Annotated in this window: 13 protein-coding genes; 1 reads left to right on the top strand and 12 read right to left on the bottom strand. The window is 41.9% G+C overall.

Features of this window, described 5'->3' with window-relative positions:
* Positions 1-117: 117 nt before the first annotated feature.
* From ACSBL2_RS07930 to ACSBL2_RS07915, 4 genes are all read right to left on the bottom strand, one after another.
* Complete coding sequence (locus ACSBL2_RS07930; RefSeq protein ID WP_442591145.1) at positions 118-843, bottom strand: tyrosine-protein phosphatase; 726 nt, start codon at positions 841-843, stop codon at positions 118-120.
* 801 nt (positions 844-1,644) lie between these two features.
* Positions 1,645-2,709, bottom strand: coding sequence for a PAS domain-containing protein (locus ACSBL2_RS07925; protein ID WP_442591144.1), 1,065 nt, complete (start codon positions 2,707-2,709; stop codon positions 1,645-1,647).
* A 2-nt stretch (positions 2,710-2,711) separates the two neighbouring features.
* A complete protein-coding gene (locus tag ACSBL2_RS07920; protein ID WP_442591143.1) occupies positions 2,712-3,503 on the bottom strand; it encodes an alpha/beta fold hydrolase in 792 nt (263 codons plus the stop codon).
* Between the two features lie 184 nt (positions 3,504-3,687).
* Positions 3,688-4,368: an START domain-containing protein gene (locus ACSBL2_RS07915; protein WP_442591142.1), complete on the bottom strand. Its 681-nt coding sequence runs from the start codon at positions 4,366-4,368 to the stop codon at positions 3,688-3,690.
* A gap of 272 nt (positions 4,369-4,640) precedes the next feature.
* Here ACSBL2_RS07915 and ACSBL2_RS07910 point away from each other — a divergent pair, with 272 nt between their 5' ends.
* Positions 4,641-5,420 carry a murein L,D-transpeptidase catalytic domain family protein gene (locus ACSBL2_RS07910; protein WP_442591141.1) on the top strand — a complete coding sequence of 260 codons (780 nt, stop codon included), beginning with the start codon at positions 4,641-4,643 and terminating at the stop codon, positions 5,418-5,420.
* Between the two features lie 106 nt (positions 5,421-5,526).
* Here ACSBL2_RS07910 and ACSBL2_RS07905 read toward each other — a convergent pair whose 3' ends face one another.
* The 8 genes from ACSBL2_RS07905 to ACSBL2_RS07870 all read right to left on the bottom strand — a co-directional run bounded on the left by ACSBL2_RS07905 (position 5,527) and on the right by ACSBL2_RS07870 (position 19,007).
* Positions 5,527-7,074, bottom strand: coding sequence for a L,D-transpeptidase family protein (locus ACSBL2_RS07905; protein WP_442591140.1), 1,548 nt, complete (start codon positions 7,072-7,074; stop codon positions 5,527-5,529).
* Between the two features lie 45 nt (positions 7,075-7,119).
* The gene (locus tag ACSBL2_RS07900; RefSeq protein ID WP_442591139.1) at positions 7,120-10,794 is read right to left on the bottom strand and encodes an AAA family ATPase; all 3,675 of its coding nucleotides are present in this window, start codon (positions 10,792-10,794) and stop codon (positions 7,120-7,122) included.
* Positions 10,791-12,017: an exonuclease SbcCD subunit D C-terminal domain-containing protein gene (locus ACSBL2_RS07895; protein ID WP_442591138.1), complete on the bottom strand. Its 1,227-nt coding sequence runs from the start codon at positions 12,015-12,017 to the stop codon at positions 10,791-10,793. Before ACSBL2_RS07895 ends, ACSBL2_RS07900 begins: the two co-directional genes overlap by 4 nt.
* A gap of 101 nt (positions 12,018-12,118) precedes the next feature.
* Complete coding sequence (locus ACSBL2_RS07890; RefSeq protein ID WP_442591137.1) at positions 12,119-12,460, bottom strand: hypothetical protein; 342 nt, start codon at positions 12,458-12,460, stop codon at positions 12,119-12,121.
* A complete protein-coding gene (locus ACSBL2_RS07885) occupies positions 12,451-13,863 on the bottom strand; it encodes an efflux transporter outer membrane subunit (protein WP_442591136.1) in 1,413 nt (470 codons plus the stop codon). The genes ACSBL2_RS07890 and ACSBL2_RS07885 overlap by 10 nt, the downstream gene beginning before the upstream one ends.
* On the bottom strand, positions 13,850-17,038 hold the full coding sequence (locus tag ACSBL2_RS07880) for an efflux RND transporter permease subunit (RefSeq protein ID WP_442591135.1): 3,189 nt from the start codon (positions 17,036-17,038) through the stop codon (positions 13,850-13,852). The genes ACSBL2_RS07885 and ACSBL2_RS07880 overlap by 14 nt, the downstream gene beginning before the upstream one ends.
* Positions 17,039-17,050: 12 nt before the next feature.
* On the bottom strand, positions 17,051-18,184 hold the full coding sequence (locus ACSBL2_RS07875) for an efflux RND transporter periplasmic adaptor subunit (RefSeq protein WP_442591134.1): 1,134 nt from the start codon (positions 18,182-18,184) through the stop codon (positions 17,051-17,053).
* A 223-nt stretch (positions 18,185-18,407) separates the two neighbouring features.
* Positions 18,408-19,007, bottom strand: a complete 600-nt coding sequence (locus ACSBL2_RS07870; RefSeq protein WP_442591133.1) for a TetR/AcrR family transcriptional regulator — start codon at positions 19,005-19,007, stop codon at positions 18,408-18,410.
* Between the last annotated feature and the right edge of the window lie 82 nt (positions 19,008-19,089).

The raw sequence follows: 19,089 nt of genomic DNA, 5'->3' as shown, positions 1-19,089 counted from the left end.
TATACTTATCCCTGGTTATTTTAAGGATTACCCATTCTCTTAGTTCAATACTTAGCCTGAATTTTCATCTTCTCCGGTCTGATATACGTACCATCCAGGAATCAGGCCGATGCGTTTTTAGAACCAATCCTTATTTTTAAAATGATATTTTCTTATTTCTTTGAACATATCCCCTTCTACAATGTTTTTAAGCAATAGGGTAAAATATCCGTCATCATGACTTTCGGTACCGGCTAAATCGTACATATTCTTTTCCAGGAGCAGGTCTGCTGCATGTTTCACATCTTTACCATAATATCCGGTAATGGACATTAAATTCAGCTGAAAAATCAAGCCCAGAGCTTTTAATCTTTTGTAATGGCTTTTACGGGCATGGTAATAAGTATACCGCTCAGGATTGGTTAAGATAATTTTATAACCACTTTTCTGGAGATTAAAGATAACTTCTTCCAGCCCTTTCATTTCTTCCGTTAAAGAAAGTTTTACCAACAGATGTTTCCCCGGCAGCGTCAACAAGTCATCTGCTACCTGGAAGTTCTCGTCAATTAAGTATTTTGCTGCCGCAATAAGTTCCACTTCAATTCCCGCTTCTTCAACCACTGTCTTTAATTTGATGATTGCCTCAGCTATTGCTTCGGAGGAGTTGGCAGGGCTGTTCTCCTCAATTGGAGGTGTACAATAGATTTTGCCAACGCCTAATTCATTGAGCTGCCGGATATAAGAAACAGCTGTTTCCAAATCCAGGGAATCTTTTCCAATTCCAGACAATAAATGTGAATGCATATCAACCGCCAACCATTCCAGGCCATCGTGCGGGTCTTTTTTATTAAAAATCCATAACATTGCTTATTCGAAATATTTATTCAGTAAAACTAAAAAAATAAAAAGAGTATTTTCACCAAAAAACAGTTATATTTTTTAAAACAATAACATATCAAAGTAAATTCAGTATAATATTAAACCCTTATTTCCCGGAAACAACTTCCAGTTTAGAAATAAAACATTGTCAAAATCCCTCGCTCTGTTTTTTTGACCGTCCTATTTCAACAGGTTAAATTAATTCCAGGAGGATGTATTTAGGATATTCACCATTATCGCCAAATAAGAGGGGGTGATCATCTGGTCGCTCAGTTTGAGACCTCATTATTGAGCCATGGAAGAATGGACTTCAATTAAACCTGATTTTTTTAAAGAACTATAAATAGGTCTGCACGGCATTGGTTTATTTGGAATAAAACAAAAAGAGGCTGATCAATACAGCCTCCTCTTTATCAACTAAACCTAAACTTTAATAAATACTAACCAGGCATTTACTGGCACAAATATAGGGATGAGGTGTAAAGTGAATGTTAAAATTAAGTGATCTGTTGATCATAAAAAAGCAGAATAAATGTGGTGTATATATTTATTCTGGCAAAAAGCAGTCCTTCTTCTACCTTGCTACTTTTAGGTATTCAGCAGTAGCCAGTGCAGGCCAAAATATCAAAAAAATGGGATAAAAGTAACGGGGTAAAACATCCACTACATGAGCAAGCTTTACCTATGGCTAAAAATAAAAAAATGCCGCCTGTTCCCTCACCTACTTCAACTATAGATTGGAACTATTTTCATCCATTCATATGGGATTGGGTAAGATATGGACAATCAAAAAGAATTGCTGGCAGCCCCAATAACTTCCTTGATTGTATCATCCAATTCCTCTGCACTCACATTTAAGAGTTTCAGTAATTCCCATGCCTCTTCCGGGAAATCCATATCATTCAGCAGGGATAAAATACCCAGCACATTCGCCAGTGGTTTTCTGATCAGGTGCGACTGATTCATCGCAATCTGGATAAAACGCTCTTTGTGTACATCAATAGTCTTGTGGGCTTTCAACAAGCTGCTCTCATAGGAGGAGTAATTTGCAAGTTCCCTCATCTTCTGCTTATGGATATTGATACAGGAACCGAACCAAAGTTCCAGCTCCCCTTCTTCATTGTAATATGGTTCTGCAAAAAGAACAAACCACTCTGCCCGTTTTTCCCTGGACAACAACCGGATTTCCATCTCCAGTTTGCTGACATTGCTGATGGCCTTATGCCATTCTTTTACAAAAATAGGTTTGTCTTCTTCAAAAATCCCATCGAAAGCTTTCATCTCCTCCAAACCCATATTCATATATTCATGGGCTTTCTGATTTACAAAATTGACCCGCCCGTCAGGCAAAGCCGTCCATACAATATGTGATGTGGTATTAGAGAGAAACTCAAATCTCCTTTTTTCCTGTTCAGCAATTCGCTTTGCCAGTAAAATTTCAGCTTCATATTTCTTTCTGTCGGTAATATCCTGTATGGTTGCATTGATTGCAATGATATTCCCTGTCTCGTTCTTGAATGCAGTGGCATTAAACAGTGTTTCCAAGCTTCCATTTTTCGTTACAAAGCTGAAATTAATCCCATTCGCAAATCCACGTACGTTTAATAAAGGCATGACTACCATCTCATAATACATACTGCTAGCCTTGTTCAGTAAAGCCCAGATCTTGATCTGATAGATATCATCTTCCGCTATGTCCAGCCACCTGGAGAAGGTCTGATTCACACGCAGAATACTTCCGTTAGGAAGAAATGAAATAAACCCGCAAGGTGCCTGCTGATAAAGGAAATCGGAACTTGTAATTTCAGCAAAGGTTTCAGGATGATTTTCTATAAATGTTTTTCTGCTCATAGTTATTTGATGTAATCCTTTATTGCCTTTATCACATTTTCAGGATCACTAATATGCGGACAATGGCCACAAGAATCAAGAATAAGCATCGTATTACCTGGAGTATTATTTTTTATATAGGTTGCCACTTTTTCAGAAGCAAGAAGATCTTCTTTACATTGTATCGTTAAACTTGGTACACTCACAAATGGCAGATCAGCCCTGTTGTCCGCTAAAAAAGTCACCCTGGCGAAGTTTTTAGCAAGTTCAGGATCTGTGGCAATAAAGCTTACGGTCAGCTCCTTACCCAATTCCGGACGTTCAGGATTACCGATAATGGCAGGTGCCATTTTCCCGGACCAGTCCAGGTAATTACTGTCCATAACTTCCAGCAATTGATTAAGATCTGCGAGATCCATCCCCCCATAATAGTTTTCATCATTAAGGTAACGTGGCGAAGGACCTATTAAAATTAATTTACTGAACAAATAGGGATTTTTGATGGATGCAAGCACACCCACCATACAACTGATGGAATGTCCGACAAATATCACATCTTGCAGACCGAGAGATTCGGCAATATCGATAACATCCTGAACATAACCACCTAATGTACTATATCTATCCTGATCGTACGCACCAGCATCTGCATTTCCGGCGCCCACATAATCGAATAAAATGATCTGATAATCGTCCTCAAAGTCTGGGGTGATCAATCGCCATGTCGCCTGGTCGCAACCGAAACCGTGAGCGAACATCATTGTCTGTTTCCCCTTACCAAGAATATTCACATTATTTCTCTTTATAATATCCATATTATCGGGCGTTTAACAGCGGTAATAAACGTGAATGATCAACCAGTTTTATAATCAAATGATTAGATTAAAAAATAAATGACAAGATAATTCTTCATTAGATTTCTCACATAATGAAGAAACCTATGCTGATGCCAATGCAAAACCTATGCCATGTACCCATGCAAACTCTGATAAAGCTTGTTTAATTGACAATGGAAGGGTAAGATGTCTTTTTATAAATGTCTTTCTTGACGTGGGTCCTGAGTTTTTTAAAAGTTTCAGATGGTCCCTTTGTAGCAAACAGGTTAATCAGCCACGGCGGAATAGATCCCAGTGGATCTACTTCAAGAAGATACTCCACTCTCAGCTGATTTTTTTCCATGGGAACAATTGTCCATTTGGCAACCGATTTGCTTATCCTCACGATATTCGGTTTTTCTTCTACATATCCGGGAATACAAGGAGAATTGATGGTGATGGCTTTCGTTTTCGGATCCTGTTCCACCATGATATGAACTACATAATCCCTGTTTTCTACCGGCCAGGGTACTGTCACTTCAGAATAATAGATAAGATCCAAAGGAGATATCTGTTTGATCATTATATTTTTTTTACTGCTGTATACCCACTCCCCGCAGGTTTTAATATCTACGATTGCCGCAACCAATTGTGATGCACTGGCTTCAAGCGTACATTCCACTTTTATGGATTTAATTTTTGAATTGATCATTGGCCGCGTATATATTTTGAGCCATCCATCATCATCTGCCAGTTTCCACTTTTCCTGCGCAACTACTGAATTCGACCAGATTGAGCACACCAACCCTATCAAAATAGCGCAATAAGGAATACTTGTTTTCAGCTTAATTATTCTTGAGATCAAAATAAATAGTCTTTTCTGCAAAATTAGCTAAAGCTTATTCACTAATTATTCTTTGTACTTTTATTTAGGTCATGAGCAAGTAATTATATAATTTAGCCGCTGAGACATAAAGTCATACCAGCGTAATTATGTATCTGTTATTTTTTAGTGTTTATTTCTTTTAGTATATTTGTTCAACAAAAATCTAAAGACACTCAGCAAACCCCATTTAATCTGAAATAAATACTACCTAAATAATCGTATCAATACTCATAGCACTTAAACCACTTTCTATGAAAAAATACCTTTTAGGCGGAGCAGGATTAGTTTTTAGTACCCTTGCACTGACTATTATTAGTTGGACACCTTCATCAAGTCCAAAATCACCCTTTAAAGTTGTTACCAAAGATTCTTTATATAGCTTACATGTAAGCAAGATCTACAATGGTGCACATTTGGGAGAAACCGGCCTCAATCCGGCAGTATTTGAAAAAGCTTTAACAGGCTTCTATAATTTGAAATATAGTGGCAAAATTTCTGAAGACAAGCAGATTCTTACCATTGCCGATTTTGATCAGAACAGCACAAAAAAGAGGCTGTGGATTGTTGACCTAGAGAAGGATTCTTTACTGCTGAATACCTGGGTTGCCCATGGAGAACGAAGCGGAAATGACCTGGCTACTCGTTTTTCTGATGTAAATGATTCTAAGGAAAGCAGTCTGGGCTTTTATGTGACAGCAGAAGTTTATTATGGCAAACATGGCCGTTCATTGAGGTTGGACGGTATGGATGAAGGATTTAATTCAAACGCACGTATGCGCTCTATTGTAGTGCATGGAGCACCATATGTGAGCCAGAAGACCATTAATCAGTTGGGAAGATTGGGACGCAGCCACGGCTGTCCAGCTGTTGCAGCAGAATTGTCCGATATGGTGATCAATACCATAGGCGGTAAAACAGTGATTTTTATTAATGGAAGTAAACAACCGTATTTCTCTAAATACCTGGATACACAACTGGCTGCAAGTGCAGTTGTCCAACCCCTGGACAGCAATCTTACTGCGCATATTTAAGATCCTTTTAAACAAAAAGGGCAGGATAATAGGTGTCCTGCCCTTTTTGTTTAAAAGGATGGCTATTCTTATTTATTTTGCTGTTTAAGTCTTTGAACAGCAAAAATTAAGCAACTGTCGCCAGTTTTTGCATGTAGGTGTAAAGCACGATATCCAGTCCATATATATCTTTTCTGAATTGCAGCTGATTCGCCGCATCTGCCCAGACCGTAGTATAAGTCAAGTATACAGGAATCTTATGAGGCAAAGCAATATCCTTCGCTTCATTTGCACTTTCTGACATTCTTTTCTTAATGTCCTCATATTTGGCTCCGTCACCAAATAAAACATGTGCAAATTCAAGTGGTTTTTCCAGACGTACACATCCATGGCTAACAGCCCTCATGGCCTGTCCAAAGGCAGCCTTTGCTGGCGTATCGTGCAGGTATACCGCACTCTGGTTATTAAACAGAAATTTAATTTTACCCAATGAATTGTCATCTCCAGGACGCTGTTTGAAAGTATATTTCTTACCAGGATTTCCTTCCGACCAGTCAATCAGCTCCGTATCTTCCACCCGCTTGCCATTTTCAAAAACATCAATATTGTGATTGGCCAGATAATACCTGTCGGCCGCAGCATATTTGGTAATCTCATTGGTGGCAATACTCTCTGGGATATTCCACACCGGGTTCACCTGTACACTATGTATTAGACTGTTCAACTGGGGTGTTTCCCTTGAAAATGGGCGGTCCTTTTTTAGGTCATTTTCATCATACTCCTGGATATTATCAGAAAAATTCTTGTTCCTACCCTCTCCTACACAGACTTTCATATCGAGGACAGACTTTCCTTTCTCCATCACATCCAGCCTGAAATCGGCAATGTTTACGATGACATATTTTTCTTCTGCAGGCTTGTTTTTCCAGCGTAAACGTTCCAGGTTGACCTTGAGCAGCTTCTGCGTTTCATCTTTTGATATGCCCGGTCCACTCAATCCTTCCTTCAATGCTTTCTGCAAAGCAAGGTACTGTTGATCTTTTGGCTGAATACTGTCCAAATATACTTTGATATCTGTAATAGAAAAAATACTGTTGATGGCTGCACTGTCCGGTCTTTTGGTATCCATAAAATAGCTGGCATAGATCTTTTTAGGACTGATCACACCGTATTGAAGGGCATTGCTGTAATTGATCAGGGAATTGGCGGCTAACAATTCCAGATCGGCAAGTAAGCCATAGGCTTCCTCGATAGTTTTGATGGCTTTTTTATCATATAATTTTGCCGCCAATGCTTTTAATTCAGTAGCCTTAAAGCCCTCCGGGGATAGCCCATGTTCGGTAGAACGCTCAAAATAAGACACCATATGCTGCAATCCCTTATCTTCCATATGCTGCAACACCATCACGGGTTCATAACCATGGCTTTCGTAATAAGCAGAGATTAATTTCGGATTGCTGAGCTTGTTCTTGCCTTCTTCAAGTTTTTTCTTAAAAACTTCTACATAAGCCTCGTTTTCAATATTCTTAAACAATTTGTTGCCCGTTTCCTTAAACAACGCGTTACCTAAATCTGAACGACTCTTTTTACAGGATTGCAAACAGAGCAAAAAGGCGATAATAAATGAAAATGCCGTGACGGCAACGTGCTTTCTGAGATATGTTTTTTCGATCATACCCTATTTAACACGGTGTACCGTAAATTGTTTAAGGCGTATTTTCTAACCAAATCCTACCAGGTTTCCATAACTCTGCAGGTTGATCCGACTTGATCCCCCAGGTTGTTTGGTGACCTGAATCTGTGTGCCTATGCGCTCCTTTAATGCTTCCACATGGGAAATAACTCCAATACTCTTGCCATTTGCCTGTAGGTTTTCCAATGCTGTAATAGCTACATCCAGCGTTTCAGCATCCAGCGTTCCAAAACCTTCATCGATAAACAGAGAGTTGATCTGTACCTTTCGGCTGGCCAGGTCTGACAGGCCAAGTGCCAGTGCGAGGCTCACCAGAAAACTTTCTCCACCAGAAAGGGTGGACATCGGACGGATGACATCTGCCTGGTAAGCATCGATAATCTGCAGGTCCAGATCTTTCTCCGCACTCTTAAGAATACGATAGCGGTCACTTAGTTGCAATAAATGCCGGTTTGCCAACTCTGTTAATCTTGCAAGGGTCAGCCCCTGGGCAAAACGGCTAAACTTTTTACCATCTGCCGAACCGATCAGTACAGAAAGTTTGTGGAAACGGTCATATTCCCGCTGCTGGCTCTCCAACTGTTCTGCCACTTCTTTATGTTTCATCCGCAACTGGTCATCCTGATTCAGGACTTCACCAACCTTTCCCTTATGTTCCATCAGGGCAGATAAATCCACATCGCGCTGTTGCAGCTGAAGACTTAACTCTTCCTCCGGTTCTTCCGTCAGTGCCAGTTGTTTTTCCTGGATCAGTTCCTTTTCCAATGCGGCAATCATACTTTTGTCAGATGCAATTTTCTGCATGGACTCCTGTTGCAAAAGAAGCAGATCAGCCGCTTCCTCATCTTCCAGGTAGCTCTCATTCAGTGCTGAAACTGAAGTGAGGCCTATAGCTTGTATGTCGATCAGTAGTTTTTGTTGCTGTGCTTCCAACAGTAATGTTGAAGTATGGATACTATTGTTTATCATCACCTTGCGCGCTTCAGCAATGCGCAATTGTTCCTGCTTCTCCTGCATGAGCAATTGCAGTTGATCTCCCTGCCGGCCTAAATTCTCCAGTTGCTTGCTCAGTTTCTCTTTTTCCTCTTTAGGATCTTTATCAGCAAAAGCTATTGCCCTTTCCTCCTGGAGTTGCAACAGTTCTTTACTGTTTTTTTGTTGTTGAATAGTAAGGTTATCCAGCAACTCTTTTTTAGTATGTATTGCAGCAGTGATATTTTTAATGTCCGTTTCCTTTTCCCTTAGTTCCGGCTGTAAGTTATTGAACTGCTGTACAGAAGCATTATATCCCAATAGCCTTTCCTTCATCGTTTGCAGAACGGCCCCCGGTTCAGCTGTATCATAAATAAGCTTAAAGGGCAACAATAGGTGCATAGATTCCTGATCTATATTTTTCAACTCCTTTTCAGTGGTCAACAGCTCCTGAGAAAGTTCCTCAAGCTGTTTCATACCAAATGCCAAGGAAAGCTTCAGCTGCTCCAGCTGATTACGCGAATTACTGATTACCTCACGTTGCTGCCGGATCATCTGCTCATGGGTAACGATTTGCTGTTGTAAAGATCTTGCCGCCCTTAACTGTTGCAGCAGATTTTCCTGCTGTACTTTTTTCTTCGCTATGACAGCCGTGATAATATCCGGCCTGTCAATTTCCAACCCTTTAGGCAAATGCGCATTGTTGTCTTCAAATTCTTTTAAGACAGTGGAAAGTTCCAGTTCTGCCAGTGTACGCGTTTGAGTGCCAGCTTCTATCTGGTAGTTCAACTTGTTAAAAACCTGTTGCTGCTGGTCCAGTAGGATTCTTATTTCCTGAAGCTTTTCCTGCTGCCTGTTACGGCGTTCCAATGTCTCGTTGACCCTTACTGTATAATGGTTCTCCAGGTAAGGATGGTGGATTGAACCACAAAGCGGGCATGGTTTTTCAGGAGCCAATGCAAGCCGGTCCTGGTCATAATTCTGGACTTTAACTTCCAGTTCGTAGATATCCTGAAAGGTCTTTAGTAATTCAGCAGCGTCGGTATGTTGCCCGCTTAGCTGTTCAAGAATGGTCTTTACCGATTGAAAGTCCAGTGCATAGTTGTCCAGGTCTTTTTTTACCTTATCCAACGATGACTGTCCCTTTTGGTAAGCGACCGATAAACGGGATTGCTGTTCAGAAATATTAATGAGCGGAGGAAAGATGGTAAGTTCCTGCTCCAGGTCTTCTGTTGTCTTGCCGGACAGCATAGTCGTCAGTTGTAGGTTGAAGTCAGCCAAAGTATGTTGCTGTTCCAGTAATACATCATCCTGTGTGGTTATACTTTTCAACAGGACTTCAGCAGATATATTCCCCTGCTTAATTTCTGCTTTATACTTATCCTCCCTGTTCATCATTGAACCGGATTTTAAGGTTAACCTTTCTTTTTGCTGCATATATTGCTGAAGTACAACAATTTCTTTTTCCAGTTTTGCATCCCCTTCATTTTCCTTTAACCAGCCAGATAAAAGGAAGATTTTTTCCTGTATATTTTTTAATTCAGCAGTTAAGGATATTTTGGAATTTTGTGCGGTATGGTAATCCGTATTTGCTTTTTCCAGCTCTGCAGTTGTTTTTTCAACTGCAACCTTCGCCTGTACAATGAACATATCCTTTTTAAGGATCTCCTCAAATACCGGCTCATGATCTGTAAGGATCTTGCGCGTAGCAACAAGCTGATTTTTGGCTTGTTCTAAAGCTATCTTGGTTTCGTTCGACTCAGTAATGTAGAAAGGAAGTGAGAGCTCAAGCTCTTTCAAATCAATTGAAAATGTTTGCAGCTGACTTTCAATAGTTTTTATTTCCGCCAAAGCGGGGCGATACACCATAGCTTGCTGGTGAAACCCTAACCTACTGAATGCCTCACGGTGTGACTGGTAAAATAACTCATCGGCATACAGGTTTTTCTGTAGCTGCTGCTGACGCAATTCCAGCTTTCCCAGGTTTTTCAGCCATTCCAGTTGAGTCCGTAAGGCCAGTTCTTCTTTTTTTATTGCCGCTTCGCGAACCAATAATCCTGCTAGCTCTTCTGTATAAGCAAGCCTTTCTTCGGCACGGAGTAAAGTGACCTCACTTAACTTCCCGCTAAGCTGCTCAAGAACGCTGCGTTCCTGTCTTGCCTTTTCATAAGCTGCTTTAGAGATTTCACTATAAATTCCTGTATCGGTAATCTTCTCCAATAACTCACTTCTTTCGTTTTCATCTGCTTTAAGGAATCGCGTAAAATCCCCCTGGGATAGCATGACTGAACGCAAAAACTGATTGTAATCGAGTCCGCAAAGTTCCACGATGGCATCCCTGACGGCCTGTAAGGGATGGGCAATGATAACTTCATCTGTATCCGCATTGATGAGTTCCATCTTTTGCTGCTGCAAGGCTCCTTCCGCTTTACCACGGCTGCGTTTTAACATCCATTTTGATCGGTATAACTGTTCCTTTACCTCAAATTCTATTTCAGCATAACACTCCCCGGTATGACGAGTCATGATCTCGAAAACATCTTTATTGTGCCGGTGTACCCTCCCATAAAGCGCAACAGTAATGGCATCCAGGATAGTAGTCTTTCCAGCTCCGGTGGGACCAGTGATGGCAAAAAGCCCACTTTCACTGAAGGGTGGCTGATTGAAATGAATTTCATGTCTCCCTTTTAAGGAATTCAGGTTCAGAAATTTAATACTGATGATTTTCATGCGTCCCTCTCATTTTGTGACATCAGTTCCAATACTTCATTAAAAGTAAAAAGAAGGGTGGACTGGTCCTCTTCAGGATACTCCGATGCACATTTTTTTAAAAATACAGTTTTGGGATCAAGGTCCGCCAGTGTCATGGTCTCCGTGCTCTGCTCATCAAGGTTCAGTGCAGGACGTATACGCTGCTGCCGTGTAAAAATACGTTCTATAAACGGCTGATGCACAATTAAAGCATTGAGCTGCTCTTCCAGATCATAAATAACTTTTTCCGTTTGTACCTGTACTTCAATCCAGCACGGGAACAAGGTTTCAGGGTCTTCAAGCGCCATGAGTTTGCTTTTTACCTTTTCAAAATCACCTTTAATCCGGATAAGCTTACGTGTACAAGGTATTTCCAGTTCTCTTAAAGCGGTAATTTCAGCACCTTTAAAGTCGATAATGATTACCTGCTTGCGATCGGCTGTCTCGGAGAAACTTAGTGGAATGGGTGACCCGGAATACCGGATATGGTTCATTTGGTTAACCAACTGGGGTTTATGGATATGACCCAGGGCTACATAGTTAAAATCTACCGGAAACTGGTCGCCCCCAACCTGCCCCAGGTTACCGACATGGATTTCCTTTTCACTTTCTGAAGTACTGGATCCGGCAGCAAACAAATGTCCGGTTGCCACGACAGGAATATTCCTCAGTTTATACTGACTGATGAGCGGTACAAACTGATGGTAGTGGTTACAGATTCCCTGTTTAATACGGGTTTCTCTTTCCTCTACGCTTTCTCCTGATACTGAAAGCCTGATATCCTTGTCCCTTAAAAAAGGAACCGCACAGACCACCAGTTCAAGAAAACCATCAGCATCACAGATTTCAATGATCTGGTCATTAAAATCTTCGGGTACCCCCCCGATAATATGTACATTAAAATATTTTAACAATGCCTGTGGAGCATTGAGCGTACTGATGGAATCATGATTTCCGCCAATGATAATGACCTCCCTGCAACAGGTATCTTTCACCTGCCGCAGAAACCTGTAGTATTGCTCAAAAGCAGTATTTGAAGGACTGCCGGTATCAAAAATATCTCCGGCAATAATCAATACTTCTATATTTTCTGCCTGTAAGGTATGTATCAGCCAGTCCAGAAATGCCTGATGCTCATCTGTCCGTTCACTCTGCTCGAGTCTTTTACCAAGGTGCCAGTCTGCCGTATGAAGAATTCTCATTGTTGTTTGCTAAATTAAGCAATTACACAGACAAACGACCCATTTGTCTGTGCAACATTTGAGTAATCCCAAGGTTTTCCGGCAATGGAAAATCAGGAAATTCAGTAAGGCATTAATTCACAGCTAAAACCGGAACGCTTACAGGCATCGATAATTTCTTCCTGCCGGTCTACCCTAAAAATTGCTCTTAATACCTTTTCCTCATCATCGAGATCTATGGTCCATTTTTCCTTTCCAATAAGTTTGTTTAAGGAAACCGCGACCTTTTCAAGATCTTTCTGGTGCTGTACAGTGGTCCTGAAAACAGAAATATGGTCCATACTGAGTTCTTTAACCGACTGTTTCAGTTTAAGGTTTTCCGCATCAGTTGCAGAAAACCTTAAATAATTGATGACTTCCGACCATAATGTCGGATGAAGTGTAGTGTGGTCTATCATTTCCATCCTCCTCCTAAAGCTTTATAAAGTTGTACGGTAGCATTGAGCTGTGCCGTTTTAATAGTTGCAAGATCCAGTTCACTTTGCAGGGCATTACTTTGTGCATTGATCACTTCCAGGTAATTGGCCATTCCGCTTTTGAACAGGAAGTTTGCATTTTGCAATCCGCTTTGAACCACCTGTACCCGCTTTCCTGCAATGGCATATTGCTCCTGCAGTTTTTCGATTTTCGCCAGCTCATCAGCCACTTCCCCCAGGGCAAAGAGCACGCTGGATCGGAATTGCAGTACAGATTTTTCACGTTCGACTAAAGCCACTTCATACTGTGTTTTCAACTGCTTACGCTGAAACACCGGCTGGGTAAGGCCTCCCGCCACCATACCAAACAATGAGGCAGGCACGTTGAACCAGTTGCTGGTCTTAAAAGAGTTCAGTCCACCAGAAGCTGTAATCACCAAAGAAGGGTACAAGTTTGCCTTCGCAATTCCAGTTTGTGCATTGGCTTTCATCAGCTCCAGTTCAGCCATCTTCACATCCGGTCTCAGGCTCAGCATTTCCGCCGGAATCCCTGTACTGTGCTGTTCCTGTAAAACCAGGGAGTTCAGTTTTCCTATTCTTGCAATAGTTTGAGGATAGGCTCCGGTGAGGATACTCAAAGCATTTTCTTCCAGGCTGATGTTCAGTTCCAGTTGTGGCACCAGTCCCGCAGCGACCAGTTGCTGTGCCTCTGCCTGCTGGATTGCCAATGAAGTTACCTGTCCCGCATCAAACTGCATCTGGATGATGCGAAGGGTGCTGTCATTCAGGGCAAGGTTTTTCCTGGCGATGTCAAGCTGGGTATCCAACATAATCAGCCTGTAGAATCCTTGTGCAATATTAGATACCAGACGGGTTTGAATGGCTTTCCTTGCTTCTGCTGTTTGCAGGTATGCTGCCCCTGCAGCATTTTTCTGATTGGCAATCTTACGCCAGATATCGGCTTCCCAGCTGAGGCCTGCAGTAACACTGTAATCTTCAATATGTCTTGTTCCGGCAAACTGGCTGATGGTTAAACCATTTAAGCTGTTATCCGATGGGCGGCTCGAATTAGCTGTCACCTTCAGATTCAGTTCCGGTATGTTTCCAAGTTTCGCCTGACTGAAGACGAGGGAGGCGGCTTCAATGTTTTTCAATGCTACCTGCATATCGTAATTTCGGAGTATAGCCGTATCGATCAGGTTTCTGATGGCCTCTTCCTTGAAAAAATCTTTATACGGAAGAGTGGCGATGCTGGCAGTGGTATCCGCTGCATTGCTTCCCCTGAATTGTTCAGGAGCAGCATTTACAGGAGTGGGAATATCTTTAGAGATTTTACATCCTGCTACCACGAGCAGGAGTAAAAAAGCTAAATAATAATTAAACGGTTTCATATTCGTGAATATTTTTAGTGTGTACATGCTGGATGGCCGCCGGTTTCGAGGCACCCGTTATTTTTTCCTGGATAAACTGGAAGATGATAAATAAAACAGGAATGATGAACAGTCCGAGGATAACGCCGGTAACCATTCCTCCTGCTGCACCGATACTGATAGAGTGATTTCCTAAAGCAGAGGGGCCAGTTGCGCTCATCATTGGAACCAATCCTACCACAAAGGCAAGTGAAGTCATGATGATCGGACGTAAACGTAATTTAGCAGCTTCCAGGGACGAGGATACCAGTGATTTTCCCATCTTGCGCCTTTGCACAGCGAACTCTACAATTAGAATTGCATTTTTTGCAAGCAGTCCGATGAGCATGACCAATGCGACCTGTACATAAATATTATTTTCAATTCCGGTAAACCCGATGGCTACAAATACACCAAAGACGCCTGTAGGAATAGATAAAATAACAGCCAGTGGCAACACATAACTTTCATACTGTGCTGACAATAGGAAGTAAACAAAAATAAGACAGAGGCCGAAGATAATAACCGACTGTCCTCCGGAAGTGATCTCTTCTTTCGTAATACCGGAGAATTCATAGGAATAACCGGAAGGTAACTGTGCCGCTGCAACTTCCTCTACAGCCTTAATGGCATCCCCGGAACTGAAGCCTGGTTTTGCCATCGCATTGACTCCGATAGAGGTAAACAGGTTATATCTTGAGGCCGTTTCCGGTCCGTATACACGGCTAAGTTTCACCAGGGTACTTACAGGAACCATCTCCCCCTGTTTATTTTTCACATAGATCCCATCCATTGCTGAAGGATCTGCCCTGTCGGCAATATCTGCCTGTACCATCACACGGTAATACTTTCCAAACCTGTTGAAATCTGAGGCCTGGGAACTTCCGAAATATGCCTGCATGGACTGAAGGATATCTTGTGTAGATACACCTAGCTGCTCTGCTTTTGAATCGTCAATCTTCATTTCCAACTGCGGATAATCGGCCTTAAAAGAGGTAAAGGCAACGGCGATCTCCGGACGTTTCATCAGCTCCCCTATGAAATTATTGGCTACGCCACTAAATTTGTCAAGCCTGCCGCCTGTTTTATCCTGCAGGACAAAATCAAGTCCGTCTACATTACTAAATCCTGGTACAGTTGGAAAGGTGAAGACAAAGAAGTTCGCTCCTTTAATTGTAGCCAGCTTTCCATTTACAATACCTATAATCTGGTTGATATCCTTCACTTCTCCCCTTTCTTCTGAAGGTTTCAGCAGGATAAATGCCGTTCCGGATGAGGGGCTGGTCGACTGTGTGAGTATATTGAAGCCGGTTAGGGCATTGAATTGTTTGGTAAATGACAGCGGTTGTAATTGTTCCTGCACCTTGCGGATCACTTCTTTGCTTCTTTCCAGTGAAGCACCCGCTGGCATAGACATCGAGATTGCTATAAATCCCTGGTCCTCCGAAGGAATAAACCCTGTAGGTGTTTTCTTAACCATCCAAACGGTAGCCAGAATAACTACAGCAAGTCCGCCCAGACTCAACCATTTGGTACGGATGAGGAACTTCAGGCTGCTTACATATTTATTCGTTAACGACTCAAAACTCCGGTTAAATCCTTTAAAGAAACGTTGTTTAAAAGTGGACTTGACTGGCTCTGCCGCATGGTCATGATGGATTTCTTTGAGGAATAGGGCACACAAGGCCGGACTAAGCGTTAAAGCGTTGATTGCAGAAATAACGATCGCTATGGCGAGCGTAAATGCAAATTGTCTGTAGAACATTCCTGTAGAACCTTCCATAAATCCTACAGGAAGGAATACTGCACTCATGACCAGTGTAATGGATATAATCGCCCCTGTGATCTCGTGCATTGCCGCAGCTGTAGCAGGTTTAGGCCCGATATGTTTGTGTTCCATTTTGGCGTGGACGGCCTCGACAACCACAATCGCATCATCGACCACAATACCAATGGCTAGCACCAGTGCAAAAAGGGTAAGCAGGTTAATCGAGAAACCGAAAATCTGCATAAAGAAAAACGTTCCCAGAATCGCTACAGGAACGGCAATAGCTGGAATTAAAGTAGAACGGAAATCCTGTAAAAAGATAAACACTACTATAAATACCAGGATAAAAGCTTCTACAAGGGTATGGACAACCTGGTCTATCGATTGGTCGAGCGATACTTTTGTACTGTAAAGCACAGTATACTTCAACCCCTTAGGGAAGTCTTTCTCAGCCTTTTTCATGAATTTTTCGATCGCGATCTGAATATCATTCGCATTCGAGCCACTCAGCTGCTGGATTCCTACATTCAGTCCTGTTTTTCCATTGACCTTTGTTTCACTACTATAGGTATATGCACCGAATTCAACCCTGGCAACATCTTTAAGACGAAGGAAAGAGCCATCTGCATTGGAACGGATAATGATGTCTTCATACTCTGAAGCTTTGCTGAGCTTTCCTTTGTATTTCAGTACATATTCAAAAGCATTGCTGCTGCTTTCACCGAATTTACCAGGTGCAGCCTCCAGATTTTTGTCTTTTATTTTTGCAATGACTTCATTCGGGGTAAGGTTATAGGTAGCCATCTGTGCAGGATTTAACCATACCCGCATAGAATAATCTTTACTTCCTCCGAATATCTGGGCCTGACCAACACCGGGAATCCTTTTAATTTCCGGGATAATGTTGATCGCTGAATAGTTGGCCATGAACGTCTGATCGTAATTTTTAACATCTTCGGTATAAAAACTCAATACCATAATCAGACTATTCTGTTGTTTTGCCGTGGTTACCCCGGCCTGTATCACTTCAGCCGGTAGCTGGCTGGTCGCCTGTGATACTCTATTCTGCACGTTGACCGCTGCCTGGTCCGGATCGGTACCCAGTTTGAAATAAACGGAAATCACCAATGAACCGTCATTACTGGCGGTAGAGCTCATATAGCTCATATTTTCTACCCCGTTTATGGCCTCTTCCAGGGAAGGTGCTACAGAGCGCAATACAGTCTCTGCATTTGCACCCGGATATAATGCCGTCACCTGTACAGCAGGGGGCGCGATATCGGGGAATTGCTGTAAGGGTAGTCTTGTAAGTCCAAGCACGCCCAGTATCACCAGCAGAATGGAGATAACGGTTGCCAGGACGGGCCTGTCAATAAATTTCTTAAACATGATTTTTGTAGATTATCTTGATGCAGTTTTAACTGTTTCTTCTTTTAATTTTTCAGGTTGAATGGTATCCCCCTCTTTTAGCTTGTCGATGCCATCGAAAACAATCCTGTCACCGGCTTTCAGTCCGTCTTTGATCAGGTAATTGACTCCACTTGTTCCCTGAATGGTAATAGGTTGTTTACTCACCTTATTGCTGGCGTCAACAGTAAACACAAATGTTTTGTCCTGAACTTCAACGGTTGAAGATTGTGGAACCAGGATGGCATGGTCATGCTGCAGGCTTAACCTGATCTTCCCGGTGTTTCCTGATCTCAGTAGTCCTTCGGCATTAGGAAACGTTGCCCTTAAAGCAATGGAGCCTGTCTGTTTATCAAACTGTCCGTCAACCATATCTACTTTACCCTGCTCTCCGTAAATGGTATTGTCTGCCAGAATTAAGGATACTCCAGGCAGCTTTTTTAACCGCTCTGCGACTGTCTTCCCAGGGTATTTCGCATTGAAGTTGATGAAATCGTCTTCACCTAAGGAGAAATACACATGGACTTCTGTAGTATTGGAAAGCTGTGTCAGTGGGATCGCTTCATTCAAAGAAACAAGACTACCCTGTTTTTTAGGCATACGGCCTACATAACCAGCTACCGGAGCTTTGATCAGTGTATATCCCAGATTAATTTTTGCTGATGCTACTGCTGCTGTGGCTTGTTCTGCATTGGCTTCTGCAACCTGCAGGGCTGCATCCGCACTTTTCAGCTGAAAATCTGAAACCACTTTGTTTTTCACCAGTGGCGTTAATTTATCGACTTCCAGTCTGGCGTTGATCACGGCTGCCTGTGCCGCATGGAGTGAAGCTTTTGCATTATTGAGCGCTTCGCGGAACGGCAGCTCATTGATTTTGAACAAAGGTTGCCCTGCGCTGACCAATGCGCCTTCACTGACAAAAATTTTATCCAGCACACCTGAGATCTGGGGACGAATTTCCAGGTCCACAGCTCCCTGTATAGAAGCAGGATATTCAATGAATGTAGTTTCCACACTGCTTGCGAGGGAAATTACGGGGAGGGACTGTACCGCAGCAGTTTGAAGCTGCTGTTTATCGCCTGAACATGCGGCGAAGAGTATGGCGATGAGTAATAGTGTTGTTTTCATAACGTCAATAAATTGTTTAACAGTGTTAAGTGTGTAGATAAAAAAATAGATATATTATTGTAGAGAAGAGTGGTGTTTTAACGTGAATAGTTTATTTAACAGCGTTAGATGATCGGGCAAAAAAAACGCAGGATGTTTAATAGACTTGATGGCCTTGTTTCTGTAGGTAAAAGTTATAGTGTATAAATAATTTAACAGCGTTAAGTACTCCATAAAAAAAAGTTTAGTCGTTAATGGATTTAATAATTCCGTGGATAGCTTCCCTGAGTATCCGTTGGTTCATTTCATCATAGGTACCTTTTTGTACCAGGTTGATAGAAATCAATCCGTGGATAATAGAAAAGAAAGTAAAGTATTTCCTACAGGTTACTTCCTCTGAAGGATTATTTCCAACCATCACTTCAGCAATGGTATCCATCACCAGTTTCTTTGCAGCAACAGCTTCAGGAATTGCCTGTGCACATTCACAGCAGTTTGTATCCACACCAAACATCAGTTTATACATCGGCTGGTTAGCGAAGGCATAATCCCAGTAGGCAATCCACATCGCTTCCAGTTGTTTTTCCGGCAACTCATTCGCAGCTTTTGCTTTTTTGAATTCCCGTAACAACTCAATATTTCCTTTGCGGGTCAGCTCTAACAGAATACCTTCCTTGTTATCAAAATACTCATAAATTATAGGAGCAGTGTATTCGATCTTATCGGCAATCTTACGCATACTCAATGCCTGCCAACCATCTTCGTTGACAATTTCTAAAGCTGCATCAAGGATATTGACCCTTGTTTCTTCCTTACCTCTTTGAATTCTTTCTTTGCTACCCATGGGGAATCTGTTATGGTGTAAATAATCTAACAGCGTTAAGCAAATGTAAAACTACTTTTGAAATAGTCTATCAGTGAATTGT

Source organism: Pedobacter sp. AW31-3R, assembly GCF_052180285.1.
Classification (GTDB): Bacteria; Bacteroidota; Bacteroidia; order Sphingobacteriales; family Sphingobacteriaceae; genus Pedobacter.
Note: the sequence above shows the minus strand (reverse complement) of the source record. Positions and strands in the feature narration are given on the sequence as shown.